Raw genomic sequence first — 17,239 nt, 5'->3', positions numbered from 1 at the left:
ACAGCTCCTGTCAATGTTGCAGTGCCGGCACGGTGATCTCGCCCGGCACCGCCTTGCGTGCAAACAAGGTGTACATGGTGGGCACCACGAAGATCGTCAACAACGTGCCCAGGCTCATACCACCGACGATCACCCAGCCGATCTGCTGCCGGCTCTCGGCGCCGGCGCCGGAGGCCAGCGCCAGCGGCAGCGCGCCCAGCACCATCGCGCCGGTGGTCATCAGGATCGGGCGCAGGCGCAGCGCCGCGGCCTCCACCACCGCATCCATGGTAGCGCGGCCCTGCTGGCGCAGCTGGTTGCTGAACTCGACGATCAGGATGCCGTGCTTGGTGATCAGCCCCACCAGCGTGATCAGGCCGATCTGCGAATAGACGTTGAGCGTGCCACCCGACCATTGCAGCGCCAGCAGCGCGCCCACCATCGACAGCGGCACCGAGAGCAGGATCACGAAGGGGTCGACAAAGCTCTCGAACTGCGCCGACAGCACCAGGAAGATGAACAGCAGGGCCAGCACGAACACCAGGCCCAGCGCGCCCGAGGAGGACTTGTACTCGCGCGACACGCCGTTCAGCTCGGTGGCATAGCCCACCGGCAGTTGCTGCTGCGCGATCTCGTCCATCTTCACCAGCGCCTCGCCCAGCGCATAGCCGGGCGCCAGGCCCGCGGTGATGGAGACCGAGCGGCGCTGGTTGAAGTGGTTCAGCTCCTTGGGGCTGACCGCCTCGCTGACCTTCACCAGCGACGACAGCGGCACCAGCGCATCGCCCTTGCCGCGCACGAACAGGCGTTCGATCTGCTGCGGCGTGCTGCGGTGCTGCGACTCGGTCTGCACCAGCACGTCGTACTGCTCGGCATCGCGCTTGTAGCGCGTCACCGCGCGGCTGCCCAGCATGGTCTCGACGGTGCGCGCCACCTGGTCCACCTGCACGCCCAGATCGGCGGCGCGCTCGCGGTCCACCTCCAGATAGATCTCGGGCTTGTTGAGGCGCAGGTCGTTGTCGATCTGCACAAAGCCGGGGTACTTGCCCATCTCGGCGGTGAACTGGGCCGCCACCTTGGCGAGGTTCTGGTAGCTGTCGCCGGTGACGATGACGAAGTTGATGGGCCGCGAGTTGAAGCCCTGCCCCAGGCTGGGCGGCGTGATCGGGAAGGCGTTCACGCCCGGCAGCTGGCTGACCTGCGGGATCAGGCTGCGTGCCAGCTGCTGCGTGCTCTTCTTGCGCTCGTCCCAGTCCACGGTGCGCAGGATGGCGATGCCCTGCGACACGGTGGCGCCGCCGGCGAAGACGAAGCGCTTGTCGAACTCGGGGTACTGCGCGCCGATGCGCTCGACCGCATCGAGGTAGCGCGCGGTGAATTCCATGGTGGCGCCATCCGGCGCGGTGATGGGCATCACCACCACGCCGCGGTCCTCCATCGGCGAGAGCTCGGACTTGGCGTTGACGAACAGCCACCAGCTGCCCGCACCCGAGGCCAGCATCAGCATCACCACCAGCCAGCGCTGGCGCAGCGCCAGGCGCAGCAGGGCGGCGTAGCGCTCGCTGATCCACACCAGCACGCGCTCCATGCCGGCGTCGAATCGCGTCGGCCGGGCGTTGTGGCGCAGCAGCTTGGAGCACATCATGGGCGTGAGCGTGAGCGCCACGAAGCCCGACACCAGCACCGCGCCGGCCAGCGTGAGCGCGAACTCGACGAACAGGCGCCCGGTGCGGCCGGGCGTGAAGGCCAGCGGCGCGAACACCGCCACCAGGGTCAGCGTCATCGCCACCACCGCGAAACCGATCTCGCGCGCGCCCTGGAAGGCGGCCTGCAGCGGCGCCAGGCCCTCCTCGATATGGCGGAAGATGTTCTCCAGCACCACGATGGCATCGTCCACCACCAGGCCGATCGCCAGCACCAGGGCCAGCAGCGTCATGGTGTTCACGGTGAAGCCGGCCGCCGCCATGATGGCGAAGGAGCCGATCAGGCTGACCGGAATCGTCACCAGCGGGATGATGGAGGCGCGCAGGGTGCGCAGGAACACGAACACCACCAGGGCCACCAGCACCACCGCCTCGGCAATGGTGTGGTAGACCGACTGGATCGAGCGGTCGATGAAGATGGCGTTGTCGCTGGCCGGGCGCACCACGATGCCCGCCGGCAGGTCCTGTTGCAGGCGCGGCAGCATCGCGTTGACGGCCGCCGAGACCTCCAGCGGATTGGCGGTGGCCTGCTTGATCACGCCCACCGAGACCGCGGGCAGGCCGTTCAGGCGCACGCGCGAGCGCTCGCTGGCGGCGGCCTCGGCGATGCGCGCCACGTCCTTGAGGCGGATCACGCTGCCGTTCACCTGGCGCAGCGCGACCTCGGCAAACTCGGCCGCGCTGTTGAGATCGGTGCGCGCGGTGACGTTGAACTCGCGCTGCTGGCTCTCGATGCGGCCGGCCGGCACCTCCAGGTTCTGGCGCCGCAGCGCGTCCTCCACGTCCTGCACGGTGAGCTTGTAGGCGGCCAGGCGGTCGGCGTCGAGCCAGACGCGCATCGCATAGCGGCGATCGCCGCCGGTCTCCACATCGGCCACGCCGGGGATGGTCTGCAGGCGCGGCTTGACGATGCGGTTCACCACATCGGTGACCTGCAGCGGATCCAGCGTCTCGCTGGTGAACACCATGCGCAGCGTCGGCTGGGCATCGGCCTCGACCTTGGCGATCACCGGCTCGTCCACCGCGGTGGGCAGGCGAAAGCGCACGCGCGCGACGCGATCGCGCACATCGGCGGCGGCGTTGTCAGGGTTCTTCTCGAGCTTGAAGCGCACCGTGATCTGGCTCGACTCGGAGCGCGAGATCGAGGTCACGATATCGACGCCCTCGATGCCGGAGATCGAATCCTCCAGCGGCTTGGTGACCTGGCTCTCGATCACCTCCGAGGAGGCGCCGGTGAGGCGGGTGCTGACCGTCACCACCGGCTCGTCGATGCGCGGGTATTCGCGCAGCGAGAGCTTGCTGAAGGAGACAAAGCCCACCAGCACCAGCAGCAGTGACATCACCGTCGCGAAGACGGGGCGGCGGATCGCGATTTCGGACAAGCGCATGCGATCTGCCCCTTAGCGGCTGGCTGCCGAGGCCGCGGCTGGATTCACGGCATTGGCGGCGGCCCCGCCCTGCTTGTCCACATCGACCAGCCTGACCGCCTGCTGCTCGCCGCGCGTCAGGCGCGACTGGCCGGCGGTGACCACCCAGTCGCCGGCCTTGAAGCCGTCCAGCACCTCGACCTTGCCCGGCACGCGCAGGCCCAGGCGCGCCTCCAACCGCTGCGCCTGCTTGCCGCCCGCGCCATCCACCAGCTTGAACAGATATTGCTTGCCGCCCAGCGGCACCAGCGCCTCCTCGGGCACCACCAGGGCCTGGGCACGCGTGGCGAACACCACGCGCACGCGAGCGAACAGGCCCGAGCGCAGCTCGCTGCCGGGCTTGTCCAGGCGCGCGCGCACCAGCATGGCGCGGCCGCCGGCATCCAGCTGGGTATCGAGCGCCTCGACCTTGGCCGTGAAGCTGCGGCCCGGCAGCGCATCCAGCGAGAGCTCCACCGGCTGGCCGAGCCTCAAGCTGGGCACATAGCGCTCGGGCAGGCGGAAGTCCACCCACATCGAGGAGGCATCCTCCACGCTCACCAGCTCGGCGCCGTCCTTGACGTATTCGCCGAGGTTGACATTGCGGATGCCGGCCACGCCGTCAAACGGCGCCAGCACCTGCATGCGGCCGAGCTGGGCGCGGCTCAGCGCCACCTGGGCCTCGGCCACCTGCAGCGCCGCCACCGCCTGATCCACCACGCTGGCGGAGACGAAGTTCTGCGCCAGCAGCTCGCGATTGCGCTGCAGCTGGGTGCGGGCGATGCCGGCCTGGGCCTCGGCCTGCTGCAACTGCGCGGCCTGCAAGGCATCGTCCAGCTGTATCAAGACCTGACCCCGGCGCACGCGCTGGCCATCCGTAAAGCCGAGCTTGACGACGCGGCCGCTGACCTCGGGCTTGAGCACCACCGACTGGCGCGCGCGCAGGCTGCCTACCGCCTGGGCGTCGTCGGTGAGCGTCAGCAGCTCGACGGCGCGGCCCTCCACCAGGGTGGGGCCGCTGGCGCCCGCGGCCTTGGGCGCAATGGCGGCAGCCGCGCTGCCCTCGGGGCGGTGTTGCCACCAATAGGCCAGGCCACTCAGGCCCGCCAGGGCAAGCAGGGCTACAACGGTGTGGGTCTTCTTGATCAAGCTCATGCGCGCGGGTCTCCGAGCGCGCACTGTAGCGGCGAATGGCGGATTTCAGCGCCCGGCCCGGGCACCGCTGCGACCGGAGCTGGTTTTCTGGGTGCCAGTTGGGCGCGCCGGGCGCCCTGCGCACGCGCGCGGCTCAGCGGCCGACCGAGGCCGCGCCCTTGTTGGCGAGCGCGTCGGCGCGCTCGTTGCCCGGATCGCCGGCATGGCCCTTGACCCAGCGCCACTCCACCTGGTGCAGCTTGCGCAGCGCGTCCAGGCGCTGCCAGAGCTCGACGTTCTTCACCGGCTTGCCGTCGGCGGTCTTCCAGCCGCGGCGCTGCCAGCCGGCAATCCATTCGGTCATGCCCTTGCGCACGTATTCGCTGTCGGTGTAGATGACGATCTGGCAGCTGCGCTTGAGCGAGGCCAGTGCCTCGATCACGGCGGTGAGTTCCATGCGGTTGTTGGTGGTGTTGGCCTCGCCGCCGCACATTTCCTTCTCGTGGCCACCGGCGCTCAACCAGGCACCCCAGCCGCCCGGGCCGGGGTTGCCCTTGCAAGCACCATCGGTGTAGATGACGACGCTGGGCTTGGCAATCTGGGCCGCGGCCGCTTTGGGTTCTGTCATGGATCTCGTATCGAAGAGGAAGAAGAAGAAAACTGATGCGGGTGCGAATTCAAGGCCACCGCCGAGGCGCCGCGCGCCTGCCGGCGCTGCTGCCGCGCCAGGCCGACCAGGCGCATGCCATGCACGCGCTTGACCGCCACCACGAAGTAGACCGCGCCCAGCACGGTCCACCAGCGCGGCCCCAGGCGTTCCAGCCATTGCCAGCGCGCCAGCCAGGCGGCGCTGCGCAGCGGCGGCCGGTAGCAGCCGAACTGCGCCTGCTCGACCTCGAAGCTCAGCAGGCGCAGCCAATCGCGCAAGCGCCAGTAGCCGATGAAATCACCGGCGCGCGGCAGGAACAGGGGTGGCTCGCCGCGCAGGCGGAAACGGCTGCGCAAGCGCCCCAGATTCTGCCTCAAGCCCCACAGGCTGGCCGGGTTCAGGCCCAGGATCACCAGCCGCCCCTCCGGCCGCAGCACGCGCTCGACCTCGCGCAGCGTCAGGTGCGGGTCCAGCGCCAGCTCCAGCGCATGCGGCAGCACCACCAGGTCCAGGCTGTTGGACTCGAAGGGCAAGGCATCGAACTCGCAGTGCAGCGACACCGCCGCCGGGCGCTCGTCCAGGGGCCAGTCGAGCAGGGGCTGCTCGAGCGAATCGAGCGCCAGCCAGCGGTGCGGCATGCGGTTGCTGCGCAGGCCCTGCAGCTCGGGCAGGCCCAGCTGCAGGGCGTGAAAGCCGAACAGATCGGCCACCGCCTCGTCCAGCCGCGCCTGCTCCCAGGCCAGCAGATAGCGCCCGGGCGGCGTCTGCAGCCAGGCGGCGAGCTCTACAATTTGGGATTCGCGTGTCATCGCCCTCGCCGCACTAACTCTTGCTCACTGCATGAATCTGGTCGCCCTGCATCTGGTCGCCATCAGCGCCTTCAACGACAACTACATCTGGATGCTGCATGACGGCGTTCAAGCCCTGGTGGTTGATCCAGGCGATGCCGCGCCGGTGCTGCAGACCTTGCGCTCCTTGTCGCTGCGCCTCGCGGGCATTCTAGTGACCCATCACCACGCCGATCATGTGGGCGGCCTGGCCGAGCTGCGCCCGGTGCTGCAGGGCCAGGTCTGGGGCCCGGCCGGCGAGGCCATCCCGGGCCCCTATGAGCCACTCAGCGGCGGCGCTAGCCTGACGCTGCTGGGCCAGCGCCTGCGCGTGCTGGACGTGCCCGGCCACACCGCCGGCCATATCGCCTTCGTGCTGGACGCGCCCAGCGACGGCTCGGCACCGCTGCTGTTCTGCGGCGACACCCTGTTCTCCGGCGGCTGCGGCCGGCTGTTCGAGGGCAGCCCGGCGCAGATGCTGGCCTCGCTGCAGCAGCTGGCGGCGCTGCCGGGCGACACGCGGGTTTGCTGCGCGCATGAATACACCTTGTCTAATCTGCGCTTTGCGCGGACCATAGAGCCCGCCAACCAGGCCCTGCAGCAGTACCAGGCCTGGTGCGAGGCGCAGCGTGCGGCCGGCCTGCCCACCCTGCCCTCCAGCCTGGCACGCGAACTTGAGATCAACCCGTTCCTGCGTTGCACGGCCGCCGACGTGATCGCGTCGGCGATGCAGTGGCGCAGCGAACACCAGCAGGTCCCCATCGCCGCCGACGGTTCGCCGCTCGCGGTATTCGCCAGCTTGCGGCAATGGAAGAACGACTATCGATGAGCATGCATTTGAGCCCTCCCAGGCAAGTCCTGACCCTCGCGAGCCTGGCGGCCGCCCTGCTGCTGGGCGCCTGCGCCACCACCGCCCACGATGCGGGCCCGCCGCCCGCCGCCGCGCCGCTCGAACGCGAGGCCGCGGCCCCGCCGCCCAAGACCACCGACACCGCGCAGCAGGGCTTCCGCCAGGCCGAGAGCGAATCGATGGCCCTGCTGGAAGACAGCCTCAACCCCGGCGCCAAGATCGACCTCAACGACGCCGCCGCCCAGGCCGACCTGTGGGCGCGCATCCGCCGCGGCTTTGCCATGCCCGAGCTCGACAACGAGGGCGTGCGCCGCGCCGAGGCCTGGTACAGCGCCCGCCCGGACTATGTGCAGCGCATGACCGAGCGCGGCAGCCGCTACCTGTTCCACATCGTCGAGGAAGTTGAAAAGCGCGGCATGCCCACCGAGCTGGCCCTGCTGCCCTTCGTCGAAAGCGCCTTCGTCACCGACGCCACCTCGCGCGTCAAGGCCTCCGGCATGTGGCAGTTCATGCCCGCCACCGGCCGCGATTTCGCGCTCAAGCAGAACGTCTTCCGCGACGACCGGCGCGACGTGCTGGCCTCTACGCGCGCCGCGCTCGACTATCTCGGCCGCCTCGGCAAGATGTTCGATGGCGACTGGCAGCTGGCGCTGGCCGCCTACAACTGGGGCCAGGGCAATGTGAGCAAGGCGATCGCGCGCAACCAGAAGGCCGGCCTACCGACCGACTACGACAGCATCAAGATGCCGGACGAGACGCGCTACTACCTGCCCAAGCTGCAGGCGGTGAAGAACATCGTGCTGCGCCCGGACGCCTATGCCCTGAGCCTGCCGCCGGTGGCCAACCACCCCTACTTCCTGTCGGTGAAGATCGAGCGCGACATGGACGTGGCCCTGGCCGCCAATCTAGCTGGCATGAGCGAGGAGCATTTCCGCCAGTTCAACCCGCAGATGAACCAGCCGGTGATCCTGGCCAAGGCCGGCGGCGAGGCCGGGGGCCAGGTCTTGCTGCCCTACGACAACGCCGCCGTCTTCATCGGCCAGCTGGCCGCGCACCAGGCCGTCAACCGCGGCCCGCTGGCGAGCTGGACCGCCTGGGTGGTGCCCAAGACCATGAAGCCGGCCGAGGCCGCCAAGCAGCTGGGCATGAGCGAGGCGCAACTGCGCGAGCTCAACAAGATCCCTGCGCGCATGCTGGTCAAGCAGGGCTCGACCCTGCTGGTGCCGCGCACCGCGCACCGCGACCAGGATGTCTCCGAGCACCTGGCCGACAACGCCAGCATGAGCCTGGCGCCCGATGTGCCGCCGCTGCGGCGCGTCGCGCTGAAGGCCGGCAAGGGCGAGACGGTGGCCTCGGTGGCCAAGCGCTGGCGCGTCAGCGCCGGCCAGGTGGCGCAATGGAACAAGGTGGGCGTGAAGGCGAGCTTCAAGCCCGGCCAGCCGCTGGTGATCTACACCGCCCAGGCCGAGCCGGCCCCCACGCGCGTGGCGCAGGCCGGCAAGCCCGCGTCCAGGCCCGCCAGCAAGCCGGCGGCCCGCGTGGGCGGCCGCACCGTCACCGCCATGAACAACAGCGCGCCGGTGCTGTCGCGTCAGCTCACGCAGCGCCGCTGAAGAACAGCGCGATGCTGAAGCCCATGCCGACGAACCAGGTGATCGAGCGCGCCGAGGCCTTGTCGCTCACATAGAGCGCGATGTAGACGACACGGGCGGCGATGAAGCCCAGCGCCAGCAGGTCCACGCGCTCCTGCGGCGCATGCATCTGCTGCGCCGCCAGCACACCGGCAATGAACAGTGGCAGGGCCTCGAAGCTGTTGGACTGCGCCGCATTGGCGCGCGCCTGCCGGCCGGTGAGCTGGGCCAGCCAGGCACGCGGCTGATGGTTGTCATAGCCGCCGGCGCTGCGCCGCTTGCCGATGCCGGGCGACTTGGCGATGCCGGCACAGACGATGGGCAGCAGGGCCGCGATGATGATGCAGTAGTTGGCAAAGGTCATGAGACAAGAGGCCCCGCGGGTTCAACGTCGATCCACCAGGGCATGCGCGATGGTGCCCAGGTCCACATACTCGAGCTCGCTGCCCACCGGCACGCCGCGCGCCAGCCGGGTGGAACGCAGGCCGCGCGCGCGCAGCACCTCGCCCACCACATGGGCGGTGGCCTCGCCCTCGGCGGTGAAGCTGGTGGCGAGGATGACCTCCTCCACCAGGCCATCGGACGCCCGCTCCAGCAACTCGGCCACGCCGATGTCCTTGGTGCTGATGCCGTCCAATGGGCTGACGCGCCCCTGCAGCACGAAGTAATAGCCGCGGTAGGAGCCGGTGCGCTCCAGCGCCGCCTGATCGGCCGGCGTTTCCACCACACACAGCAGCTTGGCGTCGCGCGTGGCATCCAGGCAGACCGGGCACAGCGCCGCCTCGCTGAAGGTATGGCAGCGCTGGCAATGCTGTACCTGCTGGGCCGCCGCGGCGAGCGCGGCGGACAGGCGCTGCGCACCCTCGCGGTCATGCTGCAGCAGGTGGTAGGCCATGCGCTGCGCCGACTTCTGGCCCACGCCGGGCAGGCGCCGCAGCGCCTCGATCAGTTGCTCAAGCGCGCTCAACGGCCGCTCAGAATGGGAACTTCATGCCGGGAGGCAGCGGCATGCCGGCCGTCAGCTTGCCCATCTTCTCCTGGCTCACCGCCTCGGCACGGCGCAGGCCGTCGTTGAAGGCGGCGGCCACCAGGTCCTCCAGCATGTCCTTGTCGTCCGCCAGCAGGCTGGGGTCGATGCTGACGCGCTTGACGTCGTGCTTGCAGGTCATCGTGACCTTCACCAGGCCGGCGCCCGACTGGCCCTCGACCTCGATGGTGCCGAGCTCGTCCTGCGCCTTCTTCAGGTTGTCCTGCATCGCCTGGGCCTGCTTCATCAGACCGGCCAGTTGACCCTTCATCATGGTGTGTTCTCCGTATGGTTCAGTGTGGTTTGATGGACCCGGGCACGATGCGTGCCGTCCGGAACTGCGTCAGCAGTTGCTGGACGAAGGGGTCCTCGAGAATGATTTGCTCGGCGCGGCGCTGGCGCGCGCGCACCTCGGTGGCGTCGCGCAGCGCGGGCGAGTCCTGGGCCAGGCCGGGCTCCAGCTCGATCACGGCGGCGGCCTGCAGATGCGCGGCGAGCGCGGCCTCCAGCTTGTCCTTCAAGGCCGGCTGGCGCAACGACTCGCGCTCCACGCGCAAGCGCCAGACCTGCGGTTGGGCCTGCGCGTCGATGCCGACGCATTCGGCCTGCATACCCAGTTCGCGCACCAGGGCGGTGACGCCCAGTTGCCGGATCAGGCCGGCCCAGCGCTCGCCCAGGGGGGTGGGCACGAGCGGAATCTCGGCCCCAGCGGTGGAGGCATAGCCGCCCTCGCCGCCGGGCGCAGCGGCAGCGCCCGCGCTATCGCTGGACATATCGCCGACATCCAACGAGGCCTCCGCCAGCGCCACACCGTCGTCATCGGCGGGCGGCACATCCAGCCAGGGCGGCGGCTCGTCGCCGAGCTCGGGCTCGGGCGCACGCTCCACCGGCTTGGGGCGCAGGCGCGCGCTCATGGGGCTGTCGGCGCTGGGGCGCTCGCGGCTCGCCTGCACCGGCGCGGGGGCCGGAGCCGGCGGCGCGGGCTTGGACGCGGGCTCGCTGGCCACCGTGGCCACCGGCTTCACGGCCATGCTGGGCGCCGCGGTGCGCAGCAGCGGCGCGGCGGCGGCAGGCGCGGCCGACGCCACGGGGGCAGGTCTTGCCAGCGGCCTGGCCGCCGGTGCTACGCCGCGTTCCCCGCCCGCCGCGGCGGGGCGAAAGCTGAGCATGCGCAGCAGCACCATCACCAGGCCGGCGTAGTCGTCCGGCGCCAGCGAGAGTTCGGCGCGGCCGTGCAGGGCCATGCTGTACATCACCTGCACCTCGTCGGCGGGCAGCAGGGCCGCCAGGCGCTGCGCCTCGGCGGTCTCGGGGTCCTGCTCGTCCAGCGCGCCCGGCGCGGCCTGGGCCACCGCCATCTGCTGCAGGGTGCTGGCCAGGTCCTCCAGCGTCCCCGCGGCCGACAGGCCCAGGTTGCGCAGGCCATCGGCCTGGGCCACCACGGCCGGGCCGTCGCTGGCGATGAGGGCATCGAGGATGGCGATCACATGGCCGCGATCCACCGTGCCGAGCATCTGGCGCACGCCGGCCTCCTGCAACTGGCCGGCGCCAAAGGCGATCGCCTGGTCGGTGAGCGAGAGCGCATCGCGCATCGAGCCACGCGCGGCGCGCGCGAGCAGGCGCAGCGCGCCGGGCTCGGCCGGCACCTGCTCGGCCTGCAGCACCTGGGTCAGGTGCGAGAGCACGTTCTGCGGCGCCATCGGGCGCAGATTGAACTGCAGGCAGCGCGACAGCACCGTCACCGGCACCTTCTGCGGGTCGGTGGTGGCGAGCACGAACTTCAGATAGTCGGGCGGCTCCTCCAGCGTCTTCAGCATGGCGTTGAAGGCGGTGTTGGAGAGCATGTGCACTTCGTCGATCATGTAGACCTTGAAGCGCCCCACCACCGGCTTGTAGACCGATTGGTCCAGCAGCTGCGAGATCTCCTCGACGCCGCGGTTGGAGGCCGCGTCGAGCTCCACATAGTCAACGAAGCGGCCGGCATCGATGTCGCGGCAGGCGTCGCAGACGCCGCAGGGCGTGGCGGTGATGGTGCCATTGCCGTCCGGGCCGGTGCAGTTCAGGCTCTTGGCGAGGATGCGCGAGACCGTGGTCTTGCCCACGCCACGCGTGCCGGTGAACAGATAGGCATGGTGCAGGCGCTGCTGGGTGAGTGCATTGGCCAGGGCCTGCACCACATGCTCCTGGCCCACCAGCTCTTCGAAGCTGTGGGGGCGATATTTGCGCGCGAGGACCTGGTAACTCATGGCCGGCATTCTATGGGCGCTTGCCCCGTCGCCCCAGCGGCGTCGGCCAAGGCAGGGTGAACGATAATGCCACCCCATGAGCACGCATGCCCCCTCCTCCCCGGACACCCTGAGCTACGAGCAAGCCGGGGTCAATTACGACCTGATCGACCCCCTCAAGGTGAGCGCCCAGCGCGCTGCCGCCGCCACCGCCGTCCATATGGGCGCGCATGGTTTCAGCGAGGTCAAGGCCTCGCGCGGCGAATCCGCCTATGTGCTGGACGTGGGGCCCTTCTACCTCGCCTCCATCGTCGAATGCCTGGGTTCCAAGACCCTGGTGGCCGACGAGATGAACAAGCTCACCGGCAAGAACTATTACGACGGCATCGCCCAGGACACCATCGCGATGGCGGTGAACGACCTCATCACGGTGGGCGCCACGCCGCTGGTGGTGCAGGCCTACTGGGCCGCCGGCGGCTCCGACTGGTTCGGCAATGCCGAGCGCGCCCAGACCCTGGTGGCCGGCTGGAAGAAGGCCTGCGACATCTGCCAGGTTTCCTGGGGCGGCGGCGAAACGCCGGCGCTGGCCGGCATCGTTGAGGAGGGCCGCATCGACCTGGCGGCCTCCTGCACCGGCATCATCAATCCCAAGAGCCGCCTCTCGGTGGGTGACGCGCTGGCCGCCGGCGACGCCATCGTGCTGCTGGCCTCCAGCGGCATCCATGCCAACGGCCTGTCGCTCGCGCGCAAGCTGGTGGAGCGCCTGCCCCAGGGCTACCTCACCGAGGTGGAGCCCGGCCTCAGCTACGGCGAGGCGCTGCTGGCACCCACGGTGCTGTACTCGCCCGTCACCGAGGCGCTCTTCAAGGCCGGCATCCAGCCGCATTACTGCGCCAACATCACCGGCCATGGCTGGCGCAAGCTGCTGCGCCACCCGGCCCAGTTCACCTACCGCATCCACACCGTGCCGCCGGTGACGCCGGTGCTGAAGTTCATGCAGGAACACGCCAAGCAGGACGACCGCGAGGCCTACTCGACGCTGAACATGGGGGCAGGTTTTGCCATCTTCGTTCGTCCCGAGGACGCCGAGCGCACCGTGGCCGTGGCCAAGGCCTGCGGCATCGAGGCCTGGGTAGCGGGCGCGCTGGAGGAAGGCCCCAAGCAGCTGCTGATCGAGCCGCTCAACATCCGCTTCAGCGACGACGACCTGCAGCTTCGCTGAGGGCCGCGCAATCCTCGCTTACAATCCGCGCTGACGGGCCTCCTCGCATGGAAGCGCGGCCAACCGGGTCAGGTGGGGAACCAAGCAGCCCTAGTCGTTGTGACCAGTGCCGGGGGTAAGGCTCGTCAACCCCCCCTCTTTTTTCTGATCGGCGTTCTCAGCTCGCCTGCTTGAACGCCATCACCGCCTGGTTGCGCAGCGTGCGCAACAGCGACAGCTCCTTCTCCCCCAGATCGATGCCGCCCGGCGTGGCCTTGTCGGCATAGATCATCGCGAAGGGCGCGCCCTTCATGGCCATCGGCAGGATCAGGAAGCTGGGGGCCTTGGGCGCCCCCATGAACCAGGCAGGCAGGCGCTCGGCAATCTTGGCCACGGTGGCATCGGCAATCAAGGTGTCGACCCCCTTCTGGCAGACCGCGGCGAACAGATCGACATGCGCCCCGGGCGCATGCCGCAGCGGCACACGGAACAGCGGCGCCACCAGTTCGACGCCCTCGCCCAGGCCAAAGCGCCCGGTGAGCGTTTCGGTCTTGGGGTCGCGCAGACAGAACACCACGCGCCGGAAACCCAGGCCGCGGTAAATCGTCTCCAGGATCATGCGCAACACTTCGTTGAGCTTGAAGTTCTCCACCATCGCGTTGGTGATGTCCTGGATGCCCGCGGCCAGGGTCTCGGACGCCTGCTCCAGCGAGACCTGGCGCTCGTCCAGCACCATGGTGGGCTCGTACATCACGGTGGTGGCGTGCAGCTCGTGCGGCGACAGGCTGTCGCCCGGCGCGGGCGTCAGCGGTGCCAGCAGGCGCTGGCCGGGCGAGCTCTTGGGCAGGCGGATCTCCATCGCCTCGGCCATCTGCGAGAGGTTGCGGCGCGCCAGGTCGGCGGCGGTATCGAAGTCCTGCGCGGAAATGCCCAGCGCGCGCGAGTAGCGCTGCGCCATCGCCTTGACCTTGGCATGGGCCTCGCTCGGGTCGGAGTGCAGGATCACGTCGGCCACGTCGTTGGCGGCGCGCGCCAGCCAGCGCTGGCGCTCGGCCGGCGCATCCACCGCCCGGTTCGGCGCCTCGCCGTCGGGGCGGCGCATGGCGCGCTGCAACTGCTCGGGCAGGCCCCATTGCCGCGCCACTCCCAGGCCCATCTGCTCGTAGCTCAGACCCAGCACCTGGGCCGATGCGGCGGCCTCGCTGAGCGGGGCCGCGGCGCCCTCGCGGCGCTCCGGCCGGGTGATGCGGCGCACCTGCTCCGCTTCCTCGGGAAAGTAGAACTCGGTCAGCAAGCGCCCCAGGTTCTGCAGCATGGCGGAGAGGAAGGCCTCCTCGTTCTCGCGCGTGGCGCTGCAGAGTTCGCGCGCCAGCGAGCCCGCCATCAGCGAGCGCAGAAACTCCACCCGCAGCTGCTGCGCATGGGCCTTGTTCTCCATGCGTTCGAGCAGGATCAGCGACATGGCCAGATTGCGTATGCCCGCAAAGCCGATCAGGGCCGCGGCGCGCGACACGGTGGTGATGCCGCCGCCCCCGGCATGGCTGAACTGGGCCGTGTTCACCAGGCGCAGCAGCTTGTGGGTGAGCGCGACGTCCTTGAGGATTTCGTTCGAAATGCTGGCCAGGCTCTCGTTCTCCGATTGCGTGAGCCGCTGGATGCGGCCCATCGCGTCGGACATGGCCGGGAAGTCGGTCTTGTGCCGCATGCGGCGCAGCAGGAATTCCAGCGTCGCGTTCTCGGTGGCATCCACCGGCTCGGCCTGCACCGTCGGGTGCAGCCATTCGGCCAGCGCGTCGTGGAACTCGCGCGCGGTGTGCCAGCGCTGCGCGGGGTCGCGCGCCAGGCCGCGCTGGATGGTGGCACGCAGCTTGTCGTCCACGTCGGTGCCGAGGCCATGGGGCAGCAGCAGATCCTGCTCGATGACGCGGCGCACCGCCGCCCAGGGGTCGGGGTGGTAGTTGAGGCGCTGGCCCGAGAGCATCTCGGCCAACATCACGGCGGCCGCAAACACGTCCATCTGCGGGCTGGGCGCCAGGCCCTTGGCCGCCTCGGGCGAGATATAGCCGGGTGTACCCACCACGCGCTGCGGCCGCCCGGCGTCCGAAATCCAGGCGGCGATGCCGAAGTCCATCACGCGGGCGCGCCCCTTGGCGTCGATCATGATGTTGGAGGGCTTCAGGTCACGGTGCACCACGCCGGCGGCGTGCGCGGCACCGAGCCCGTCGAGCACGCCCAGCATCAGCTCCACGGCATCGCGGGCGCGCCCATAGGGGCCCGCGCGCAGCTTGTCGGCCAGCGTGCCGCCGCTCACATACTCGAACACCATATAGGCCTGGCCGTCCTGCATATCGGCCTCGAACACCGGCACGATATTCGGATGGGTGAGCCGCGCCACCGCGCGCGCCTCGTGCAGCCAGGCGTCGACGCTGCTGGGCTCGGCGCCCTTGTGCAGCACCTTCAGCGCCACCTCGCGGTCCAGCCGCGGGTCATGGGCCAGCCACACGGTGGCCTGCGCCCCTTCGCCTAGCTGTTTGATCGGACGGAACCGCCCCATGGCCGCGGGCGGCTGCGAGACGGGAGGCAGAGACGACATGGTGGACCTTTGAACTCTGGCCTGACGCAGGCTGCTGAACGACGAACTCAGGAAGTCTCCTCGGGAGGTTTGCCGCCCAGTTTCGCTCTGAGCGTCGAGGCCTTGGGTAGCGGGGCGGCACCGTCGCGCGGCGCCATCGATTCTGCATCGCCATCGAGCGCGCCGGGCTCGGTGGGCAGCGGCGCACTGAAACTGGCCTCGGCGATGGCCACCCCGGCCGACCGGAACGGGGCATCGCCGTCCTGCCGTGCCTGCTCGGGATGCAGGGCCTGCAGCACATCGCGCAGCCCCAGGCCCAGCACGCGCGCGTAGCGCCGCGTCGCCAGCTCGATGGCCGGCTGGCGCTTGGCCTCGGGCAGCAGTTGTGCGTCGATCAGCTCGTTGGCCAGGCTGCAGGTCAGGCGCAACAGTTCGGCATCGCCCTCGGCGCTGCGCACCGGCGCATCGGGCGCCTGGCGATGCATCATGTGCATCACCTCTTCGCCCAGCGCCCAGTAGCGCGCCACCGCCAGGGCCAGCGCATTCAGGTCGCAGCCCAGCACCGCGTAGGCGGCGGCAACCTCGCTCATGCCCTGCGGATTGGGGTTGTCTTCGGTGGCCTCGCCCGGCTGCATGAGCTGGCGGATCTGCTGCGCATCGTCGGCAAAGTGGTACTGCAGCAGCAGGCGGCCGAGGTTCTGCAGCACCGTGATGAGGTAGACCACCTCGCCGTCATAGCCGGCGGGGCGCAGCGCCTGGGCCACCATGCCGGCCCGGTGCACCCGCGTCATCAGGCTGCGCAGCAGCGCCGCCTGCACCTCGCCGAGCGGCCCCGGCCAGGGCTTGAGCGAGCGTGCCGCCTGCTGCAGGCCGTTCAGCCCCAGCATGGCGATGGCGCGCTGCATGTTCAGCACCGTGCCGCCGCTGGTAACGCCCTGCTGCTTGAGCGCGTTGTTGACGCGGCGCAGCAGTTCCAGGCTCAGGCCCATGTCCTGCAGCACCAGACTGGAGAGCTCGCTGGCATGCTGGCCCTCCAGCGAGGAGGACTGGCCGATGCGGTGCAGCTTGCCCGAGCTGGCCGGCAGATGGCCGATGCGTTGCAGCTTGTCCATCAGCAGCGCGATCGGCCCGCCCTGGTCGTAGGCGGCGGCGGTGCGCCAGCCGTCCAGCGCGCGCAGGAAGCTGCGCGCCAGGTGGTAGCGCTGGCGTGCCTGGCGGTCGGTGGCGCGGTTGGCGATGGCGCGCAGCGGCTCGGGGATCGGATGCGGCGTCTCCCAGCCCAGGCGCACCAGCTCCTTGCCCAGCGGCTGCATCTGCTGCACCGCGGCCTGCAGATCCTGCTGCTCCAGCACCGCGCGGCCACTCAGCAGGCGGTGCAGGAGCAGGCCGACGCACAGCACATCCTCCTCGGCCGACTCGCGCACCGCGCGGCGCGTGACGGTGTTGAAGTCCACGCCGGCGGGGAACACCTCCTGCGCCAATTCCAGGCCAGCCAGGCGCACCTTGTTGGCGGCGTCGATCAACAGGTAGCTGCTTTGCAGATCGCGGTGCGCATGGCCGGCCTCATGCGCGAAGGCCAGGCCCTCGAGCAGCTGGCAGACCCAGTCGGCGGCCTCCAGCGGCGTGGGCGCTGGCTGGCGCGCCAGGCGCTCGTCCAGGGTTTCGCCCAGCGCGCGGTCGTAGGCCAGGAAGGGCCATTGCTCGACCCGCCCGACCTCGATCACATGGGCCAGGTTCGGGTGCTGCACGCGCGCGCCGGCATGGGCGGTCTTGAGCCAATGGGCCATCGCCGCCTCGCTATTGGGCGCCTGGCGCGGCATCGCCAGCAGCATCTCCTGGCCGTGGCGCGAGTCGAACACCAGCCACAGCATGCTGCGCGTGCTCTTGTTGAGCAGGGCGCGCAGCTCGAAGCGCCCGAAGCGGCGCATCGGCGCGGCCGAGGGGGCGGCTGGGGTGGTAGCGGTTGGTGCGGGCTGGGCGTCGGACACGGCGGGGCTGGCCCTCCACGGCCAGTTTCATTTGTAAGCATTTGACC

Annotated in this window: 13 protein-coding genes and 1 other RNA gene; 4 read left to right on the top strand and 10 right to left on the bottom strand. The window is 69.9% G+C overall.

From position 1 onward, the window contains the following. Positions 1-10 precede the first annotated feature (10 nt). From AC3WQY_RS01690 to AC3WQY_RS01675, 4 genes are all read right to left on the bottom strand, one after another. The gene (locus AC3WQY_RS01690; RefSeq protein ID WP_285232843.1) at positions 11-3,070 is read right to left on the bottom strand and encodes an efflux RND transporter permease subunit; all 3,060 of its coding nucleotides are present in this window, start codon (positions 3,068-3,070) and stop codon (positions 11-13) included. A 12-nt stretch (positions 3,071-3,082) separates the two neighbouring features. Next, positions 3,083-4,243, bottom strand: coding sequence for an efflux RND transporter periplasmic adaptor subunit (locus tag AC3WQY_RS01685; RefSeq protein WP_492705259.1), 1,161 nt, complete (start codon positions 4,241-4,243; stop codon positions 3,083-3,085). A 133-nt stretch (positions 4,244-4,376) separates the two neighbouring features. Further along, on the bottom strand, positions 4,377-4,850 hold the full coding sequence (rnhA, locus tag AC3WQY_RS01680) for a ribonuclease HI (protein ID WP_285232845.1): 474 nt from the start codon (positions 4,848-4,850) through the stop codon (positions 4,377-4,379). Beyond that, entirely contained in the window at positions 4,847-5,680 is an 834-nt protein-coding gene (locus AC3WQY_RS01675; protein WP_285232846.1) for a class I SAM-dependent methyltransferase, read from the bottom strand. Before AC3WQY_RS01675 ends, rnhA begins: the two co-directional genes overlap by 4 nt. Positions 5,681-5,726: 46 nt before the next feature. Here AC3WQY_RS01675 and gloB point away from each other — a divergent pair, with 46 nt between their 5' ends. Together gloB and AC3WQY_RS01665 are read left to right on the top strand one after the other, a co-directional pair. Continuing rightward, positions 5,727-6,527 carry a hydroxyacylglutathione hydrolase gene (gene gloB / locus AC3WQY_RS01670; protein ID WP_285235680.1) on the top strand — a complete coding sequence of 267 codons (801 nt, stop codon included), beginning with the start codon at positions 5,727-5,729 and terminating at the stop codon, positions 6,525-6,527. After that, positions 6,524-8,161, top strand: a complete 1,638-nt coding sequence (locus tag AC3WQY_RS01665; protein WP_492705257.1) for a transglycosylase SLT domain-containing protein — start codon at positions 6,524-6,526, stop codon at positions 8,159-8,161. The genes gloB and AC3WQY_RS01665 overlap by 4 nt, the downstream gene beginning before the upstream one ends. On the opposite strand, the gene AC3WQY_RS01660 is transcribed toward AC3WQY_RS01665, so the two are convergent. From AC3WQY_RS01660 to dnaX, 4 genes are read right to left on the bottom strand one after another with little or no spacing between them, the layout of a single operon-like run. Next, positions 8,145-8,543 carry an MAPEG family protein gene (locus AC3WQY_RS01660; RefSeq protein WP_285232848.1) on the bottom strand — a complete coding sequence of 133 codons (399 nt, stop codon included), beginning with the start codon at positions 8,541-8,543 and terminating at the stop codon, positions 8,145-8,147. The genes AC3WQY_RS01665 and AC3WQY_RS01660 overlap by 17 nt on opposite strands. A 21-nt stretch (positions 8,544-8,564) precedes the next feature. Next, on the bottom strand, positions 8,565-9,146 hold the full coding sequence (gene recR / locus AC3WQY_RS01655) for a recombination mediator RecR (RefSeq protein WP_285232849.1): 582 nt from the start codon (positions 9,144-9,146) through the stop codon (positions 8,565-8,567). A gap of 7 nt (positions 9,147-9,153) precedes the next feature. Further along, positions 9,154-9,480 (bottom strand): YbaB/EbfC family nucleoid-associated protein, encoded by a 327-nt coding sequence (locus tag AC3WQY_RS01650; RefSeq protein ID WP_285232850.1) that lies wholly within the window; start codon positions 9,478-9,480, stop codon positions 9,154-9,156. A gap of 19 nt (positions 9,481-9,499) precedes the next feature. Further along, positions 9,500-11,452, bottom strand: coding sequence for a DNA polymerase III subunit gamma/tau (dnaX, locus tag AC3WQY_RS01645; protein ID WP_492705254.1), 1,953 nt, complete (start codon positions 11,450-11,452; stop codon positions 9,500-9,502). Between the two features lie 76 nt (positions 11,453-11,528). On the opposite strand from dnaX, the gene AC3WQY_RS01640 reads away from it, so the two are divergent. After that, complete coding sequence (locus AC3WQY_RS01640; RefSeq protein ID WP_492705252.1) at positions 11,529-12,653, top strand: AIR synthase-related protein; 1,125 nt, start codon at positions 11,529-11,531, stop codon at positions 12,651-12,653. Positions 12,654-12,685: 32 nt separating this feature from the next. Beyond that, positions 12,686-12,783: signal recognition particle sRNA small type (ffs, locus tag AC3WQY_RS01635), an RNA gene on the top strand. A gap of 27 nt (positions 12,784-12,810) precedes the next feature. Here the strand turns inward: ffs and AC3WQY_RS01630 are convergent. Continuing rightward, complete coding sequence (locus tag AC3WQY_RS01630; protein ID WP_492705250.1) at positions 12,811-15,225, bottom strand: protein kinase domain-containing protein; 2,415 nt, start codon at positions 15,223-15,225, stop codon at positions 12,811-12,813. Between the two features lie 47 nt (positions 15,226-15,272). Continuing rightward, entirely contained in the window at positions 15,273-17,192 is a 1,920-nt protein-coding gene (locus AC3WQY_RS01625; RefSeq protein ID WP_492705248.1) for a serine/threonine protein kinase, read from the bottom strand. Positions 17,193-17,239 lie beyond the last annotated feature (47 nt).

The organism is Roseateles sp. FW301-B2 (genome assembly GCF_058788955.1).
This window is presented reverse-complemented; position numbering and strand designations above follow the sequence as displayed.